Here is a 6,304-nt window from a genome sequence, read left to right on the forward strand (position 1 = left end):
ATATATTTATACCAAAGCAAAAATAAAAAGCCCTCAGCAGGCTTTTAGAGGGCTAAATAACGAAGCCAGGACGATTAATAATATCTTCTTTTCTTTTTTGCAAAACATAAGTATACAGGGAATCATACAAATTCTTTTTGATCTCGTCAGGTTCATTGAAAGAAGCTTCAAACAATTCTTGAATATCAACTTGCCAAGGATCAGCAAGCATTTCATCAATTGGTTTTAATACTTTCTTTTCGTCCATCTTAATTACTCCTAACATCAAAATAATGCTTTCAGTTTAAATTCACAGATCTTACAGCACCGTTATTCAAAATTTGTTACCAAGCTCATAAAGATTATCTGCACAAAGCAATTAAAAAATTTTGGCTTAAAACAGCGTAATCTACAACAGTTTTTAAGTATTTAAAGCACAATAAACTTAGTTAAGTGTAAGCATAAGTTGAATTAAGAATACATTCAATTCAACCATGGCAAAAATTGATTCTATGGTTATCAGCAGACCGAGTAAAACGAGGTCAATGCGCACTTACACCCCACTAAAATTTAGTGGGAGTTTTGTGCTCAAAACCTGTCTCAGAGGTTGCCTTCGGCAACAACTAAAAACTCAAAGAAAACTAACCAAAATCAATTTGATCTAACATACTTTCGGTACTTGCTTGGTCTAAGCCTAAATAAGCTAAAGTCATGGCTTCACTTGAATGATTGAGCAAATTCATGACTAAGCCAATATTATAATTAGATTGTGTGTAGACGCGATAAGCCCCGGTTTTGCGCATTGTGTGGGTCCCTAGATAATTAATTCCTAACAGATCGCCAACCTTACTCATAATTTTGTAGAACTGTTTTTCCGTGATATGGCGCTCAGGGTGTTGAATGGAAGGAAAGAGCCACTCAGAGGCTAGTCTATGATCAAGTAGCCATTGACGGTACAATAAGAGCTCTGTTTGAACTGGTTTAAGATACAAGGTATTCGGTTTACCAGTTTTTCGATCGTGAATGAACGCATTTTGTTTAATAGAACCGTCCGGATTAAAAATATCGGTTTGTTTTAAGCGCATGACGTCACTCACTCGCAGTAGCGTAGCTTTGCCAACTTGAAAAACTGTATAGTTACGCCGGCCAGCTTTAAAGTTGTTGAGTAAGGTATCTTGAACCTCTTTGAGAACGTTTGAATCTTTGATGGGTAAGACAACTTGTTGCACAGTTTTAGCTCCTTAAAAAATTGATTTTTAGTACAAATTAAAGTACAATATTAAGTACAATGAAAGGGTGGTAAATATGACATTAGCACTAACACAGAGCGATTTTCGAGCTAACCTAAAAAATTTTTTAGATAAAGTTAATGACGAAGACGAAACCGTTTATATTGCTCGTTCAAATAGTCGCGCAGTAGCCATCGTTTCCCAGGAAAAAATGGACTGGCTAGAAAGAGCATTAAAAGCTAAAGAAGGTTCGTTAGAATATGCAATTGCACGTGATCAGTTAATTAAACGCCATGTTTTACCTGACGATGAAATTGTTGAATCAGATGATGATTATTGGGGTCAGTTTAAATAATGAAAAAACTAAGATTTAAACCACGTGCAACCTTTAATGCTGATTTAAAACGGTTAGCCAGTTTAGACAAATCTATTATTGATGAAGTTCGAGCAGCCATTGACCTGTTACTTGAGCAACAACAATTACCACCAGAATTTGAGGATCATGAACTTAATCGGCGAATGAGCGGTTATAATGAATTTCACTTACGAGATACCCCGAAAAACAAAACACCAAGCGAAACTAACGATGTCCTGGTGGTTTATACGATTGATAAAGATGAACTAGTCTTAATTGGCATTCGAGTCGGATCGCATGATCGTTTATTTCCTGGNAAAAACAAAACACCAAGCGAAACTAACGATGTCCTGGTGGTTTATACGATTGATAAAGATGAACTAGTCTTAATTGGCATTCGAGTCGGATCGCATGATCGTTTATTTCCTGGTCAAAATCGTGCTAAAAGGTATCGAAAAAATGACGAATAAAAGAAGTTATTTTTATAATATGAAAATAAATAACCCCCAACATCTATAATATAGATGTTGGGGGTTATTCTTTCAATGTTTTCGAGGGGTTATTTTATAATTATAGCCCCTTTGAAATTTTATATAAAAATTCGTGTTAACCATACAGACAATAAACAGATTCCAAAAAATCCGGACCTTGATTTAAAGGGGACACCACAATATTTTCACTCTGACATGGGTTCACAGTACACCAGCAACGAAGTTGAAACTTTACTTGAACGGCATCAGATCAGCCACTCATACTCAAAACAAGGTTATCCTTATGATAATGGGCCAATTGAAGCTTTTCACTCATTGTTGAAGAGAGAGTTTGCCTTTCAAACAACTTTTTCCAATTTTGAGGACTTGGTAATCCGAACCTCAAATTACATCAGTTGGTTTAATTCCGACAGAATTAGAACGAGTGTTTAGAAAAAGATGTGCCATTTATTGACATAGGAGCATTTGGAGTTACTACCAGTGTATCTCAAGGTGAAAATCTTACATTAACAGGTTTCTCACACGACAAATACCCTAATATGTCATCAGCCAGTGGCACTGTCCAAGCACTAACTACCGACCGAATTTTTTACACAATTGATATGACGGGTGGTGCTAGTGGTTCTGGACTATTAAATGCCAGTAATCAAATTACCGGCATTAATTCTTACGAAAATAGTGTAACTAATTTTGGGACGCGTATTACTTCTCTTAAGATGGATTATATTAATTACTGGTTAGGAAGTCCTAAAGCTCATAAGTATGGGAAAAATGTGACAATCACGAAACAAGATATTTTGTGGGGTAATCTGACATTTACTTCTAGAAAAGCAGACAAAGCCACCATCGGAAATGACTATTCTGCAAAATATATTTACAATAATCCAAACGGAAGTTCTTACTTGTCACTTTATGATAAGAACGGCAAATGGGCTGGATATATTAATAAGAGTGGCTCAAGGGACTTAGTACCTGTTTCATACAATAAAAATGTCACTATTGTCATTAAGAACCAATGGTTCTGGGGAGACTTATTGTGGAAAACTAAGGAACATTCCACAAATGATTATCTTAATCAAACCCTAATGGCTAAGAGATATTATACGCTTGGTAACGGCAAACGTTTTTATTCAATCTACTCTGGTGATGCTTGGCTAGGATACGTAAACTCAGCCTATACTAAATAAACAGCGACAAAAAATGATTTTATCATCGAAAAAAAGCTTGAGAAATTACTCTCGAGCTTTTTTAGTTAACACTAAGTACTATACAAATATCAAGTGCCTTTTGGACACAAACACGCAACCCATTTTAAATGTTCTTACCGAATAAAAATAACTTTCAAATACTAATCCAGATTTCAAATTAGGTTGTTTTGAGATGTGCTTGTCTCCTTATAAAGGAAAAAAATTGAAAAATAACTAAAATTATTAATGTTGAAATTGACACTAAGCTTGCATATTTTTGAACATCCGTTCCTCTATACCAAATGTGAATTATTCCTGAGCGTTTTGGATAAACACAAATTTGATGATTCTTAGTTTGTCTTATCTTTAATTCATGCTTGTTTTCAGTCGCTGCATACCCTGGATACATCAATAATGGCACAACCAGCTTACCTTCATTTGAAGTTTTTGATAATTGGTATCTTATTTTAAACTCATTCAACTTTCTACTAACTCTTGTCGTCCGACCACGTAATGCTTTCACATCGTTTGACAAAAATTGCTGTTTGGTACCAACCGGTAAATATTCCTTACCATTTCCAATTTGCATTGAATCAATAGCTGTTTGACTATTAACAAATTTTTCATATGATTTTCTAGTTGGTGACGTGATTGAAAAAATTACTGAAAAATCCATAAATAAGATGAGTACTATAGCCAGTATTTTATATATCTCTAATCGTCTCCCCTTACTTTTATAGCATTGAAGTTCACCGTATATATACATCCCGCTTCCAATTGCTAACAGTAACGTTGCAAATACATTTAATCTCAATGGGTATTGTAAAAATGCAAGTTTCGTATAATCAAGTAATTGCTCCCAAGGCAAAACATTTGTAGAGCTGATAGCAATAATTATTCCCAATATGATAAAACGATCACCATATATAAGCCATTTTTGCTTATGGCACATAATAATTCTAATTCCCACGACTAACGTAAAAATAATACCCAAATTTGTCGATTCAAGAGAATTTGCAAACGTACCTGAAAACAGATCAAAAGGTGACTTAATAAAATGATTAATATTTCCAATTTCTGATGCATTGATGAACATTGGCACTCGCTTAAGTTGTTCAAGCATGGGCAAAAGAAATGTTGCTGATAACAAAAAGCTCACAACGCTAGCTTTAATTAGATTTACTAAAATTAATTTATTTTGAAGAACTTTTTTCACATTAAAAATCAAATAAAAAAGTAACATTATGCCACACATTACCGTAGTGATTAAGTGCGTATAAACAAGCAATGTCATTCCTAGACACAAACATAACCATCCATGATTACTTGCATTCACTAATCGATACATACCCAATAAAACTATTGGCAAAAAGATCATAGCAACCCCTTCACCTAACGCATTTCTCACCAGTAACTCATATTGATAAAAAATCGATGTCATGTATAAAATTGCAATTAAGTATGCAAGTAGTTGTTTTTTGGTAAAAGTCCACGCACACACATACGTGATAACTAGCCCCGAAAAAGTGGTAATCATTATCAGTATCTTGTACAAAGTTAAGTACGAAAAGCTGAACTTAGCCCAAAAAATTAACGGATAAAATATTAAATTGCTATAAAACATAGGTGAAGCATAGCCGTTATAATTCAAAAAAGTTACTGCAATCCTTGGAAAATACTGTTGATGTTGAACTGAAACCAAAAAGCTCTTCAACCTATTCATGTGAAAGAAAAAGTCAGAACTAATAATAACAGGATATTTTTTTGTGCTCCATAAGGAATACGAAAAAAGGATCGTGATTAATCCGAAACTTACTATAATGCCGAATAATTCCCAAATATTCCTTTTATTTTTCCTTACATTTTTAAACATAATTCGAACCACAAACCTTTCAGAAAATGAATTGAAGCAACACATTATAGTTATTAATTTACAACACGTTCGTAAAACTCATGCATAGCTTCATCATTATATTTATCAAAGTCAAATTTTGCAGGCTTTAGTTGTCTGCTCCTATCCTAGTATTTGGTACATAAATTTCTGAACAGTTGTGCCATAATTAATAAAACAAGATAGGTGGATTGATAAATTTGGTAAGTAAGTCTTGCGACTGCTAGACCAAACCAGCACCAAGCTAATATGGCTGAAAACCTTTCCTAGTATGGGTGCAGTGTATTGCATATGCACCACCACCTTTCAAGCAAAAACAGCCACTACCCTTAAAACTCTACACGATAGAATTATATCATATGTTGAGAGACGTATTCTAAGCCCTTGTTGACTTGCTTTAGTGCATAGTTCACTATAATATACTATACATAGCCTTTTACTATGATTATTTAGTTAGATATAGGCTTATAATTGTTGATTATAGGAGTGTAATGTTAATGGAGACTATATCAATTATTGCTAAACGATTAAATGTCACAAACGGTCGTATTTATCAGATAATCAAAGAAATACCGGCTGATAAGCAACCTAAGAAAGATGTTAAGGGCAAGTATAATTTCACTAAAGAGTCCGTAGAGGCTATAGAAAGCTATTATAATAGTTCAAGTAGTCCTAAGATCGACAATGAAAGTGATCTAGTGAAGCAATTACGTGAAGACTTAGAAGACGCTAAAGCAGAGATTAAGGCTAAAAATAATCAGATAGACAAGTTTCAGCAATTACTAAGTCAGCAACAACAACTCAATTTGTCTACTAACCGTCAAAATGAAAAGCTACTTGATACCAACACCCCCTCACAGGACGATAGTCCCCTTAAAAGCGACGATACAGACGTTTCAGAGCCTACCGAGGGTAATTATAAGGGGGAAGAAGTGAAGACGCCTAAAAAGGGCTTATTCGGCTGGCTGAGACGTTAAAAATACCCCTTTGTCATATTATCGGCAAAGGGGTATAATACTGTTTGTAACTAAATTAAATAGACAAAAAAATTCCCTCGGTCGCCACCGGGGGAACACATAACCCTTATCAAAGTTTATGTGTTCATTTTACCTACTATTGTAAGATTTTTCAAGTAGGTAGAGTTGAATTTTTCTGGATCACGGGGGAGCCAA

General features: G+C 34.5%; 6 protein-coding genes and 2 pseudogenes. 5 read left to right on the top strand and 3 right to left on the bottom strand.

Annotation, left to right across the window (positions count from 1 at the left end; translation table 11 throughout):
* Window positions 1-52: 52 nt before the first annotated feature.
* Entirely contained in the window at window positions 53-265 is a 213-nt protein-coding gene (locus ACOV1R_RS15570) for a hypothetical protein (RefSeq protein WP_054519400.1), read from the bottom strand.
* Between the two features lie 355 nt (window positions 266-620).
* Window positions 621-1,208, bottom strand: a complete 588-nt coding sequence (locus ACOV1R_RS15575; protein WP_208226786.1) for a site-specific integrase — start codon at window positions 1,206-1,208, stop codon at window positions 621-623.
* Window positions 1,209-1,284: 76 nt separating this feature from the next.
* Here ACOV1R_RS15575 and ACOV1R_RS15580 point away from each other — a divergent pair, with 76 nt between their 5' ends.
* The 4 genes and pseudogenes from ACOV1R_RS15580 to ACOV1R_RS15595 all read left to right on the top strand — a co-directional run bounded on the left by ACOV1R_RS15580 (window position 1,285) and on the right by ACOV1R_RS15595 (window position 3,241).
* Entirely contained in the window at window positions 1,285-1,563 is a 279-nt protein-coding gene (locus ACOV1R_RS15580) for a type II toxin-antitoxin system prevent-host-death family antitoxin (protein WP_424744294.1), read from the top strand.
* Window positions 1,563-1,865, top strand: a pseudogene (locus tag ACOV1R_RS15585) (type II toxin-antitoxin system YafQ family toxin); the annotation flags it as partial. The gene ACOV1R_RS15580 and the pseudogene ACOV1R_RS15585, both read left to right, overlap by 1 nt.
* Before the next feature lie 360 nt (window positions 1,866-2,225).
* Window positions 2,226-2,486: pseudogene (locus ACOV1R_RS15590) on the top strand (integrase core domain-containing protein); the annotation flags it as partial.
* Window positions 2,487-2,494: 8 nt separating this feature from the next.
* Window positions 2,495-3,241 carry a trypsin-like serine peptidase gene (locus ACOV1R_RS15595; RefSeq protein ID WP_054519366.1) on the top strand — a complete coding sequence of 249 codons (747 nt, stop codon included), beginning with the start codon at window positions 2,495-2,497 and terminating at the stop codon, window positions 3,239-3,241.
* 178 nt (window positions 3,242-3,419) lie between these two features.
* Here the strand turns inward: ACOV1R_RS15595 and ACOV1R_RS15600 are convergent, their stop codons facing one another.
* Window positions 3,420-4,682, bottom strand: coding sequence for a YfhO family protein (locus ACOV1R_RS15600; RefSeq protein WP_237761835.1), 1,263 nt, complete (start codon window positions 4,680-4,682; stop codon window positions 3,420-3,422).
* A 947-nt stretch (window positions 4,683-5,629) separates the two neighbouring features.
* Between ACOV1R_RS15600 and ACOV1R_RS15605 the strand changes: the two genes are divergently transcribed.
* The gene (locus ACOV1R_RS15605) at window positions 5,630-6,109 is read left to right on the top strand and encodes a hypothetical protein (protein WP_099746053.1); all 480 of its coding nucleotides are present in this window, start codon (window positions 5,630-5,632) and stop codon (window positions 6,107-6,109) included.
* The last annotated feature ends 195 nt before the right edge of the window (window positions 6,110-6,304 follow it).

The organism is Lactiplantibacillus sp. YT640 (assembly GCF_049745435.1).
Lineage (GTDB): Bacteria > Bacillota > Bacilli > Lactobacillales > Lactobacillaceae > Lactiplantibacillus > Lactiplantibacillus plantarum.

Coding starts and splice junctions, on each gene's coding strand:
- ACOV1R_RS15580 (WP_424744294.1), top strand. CDS start 1,285: ATGACATTAGCACTAACACAGAGCGATTTTCGAGCTAACCTAAAAAAT.
- ACOV1R_RS15600 (WP_237761835.1), bottom strand. CDS start 4,682: ATGACATCGATTTTTTATCAATATGAGTTACTGGTGAGAAATGCGTTA.
- ACOV1R_RS15605 (WP_099746053.1), top strand. CDS start 5,630: ATGGAGACTATATCAATTATTGCTAAACGATTAAATGTCACAAACGGT.
- ACOV1R_RS15570 (WP_054519400.1), bottom strand. CDS start 265: ATGTTAGGAGTAATTAAGATGGACGAAAAGAAAGTATTAAAACCAATT.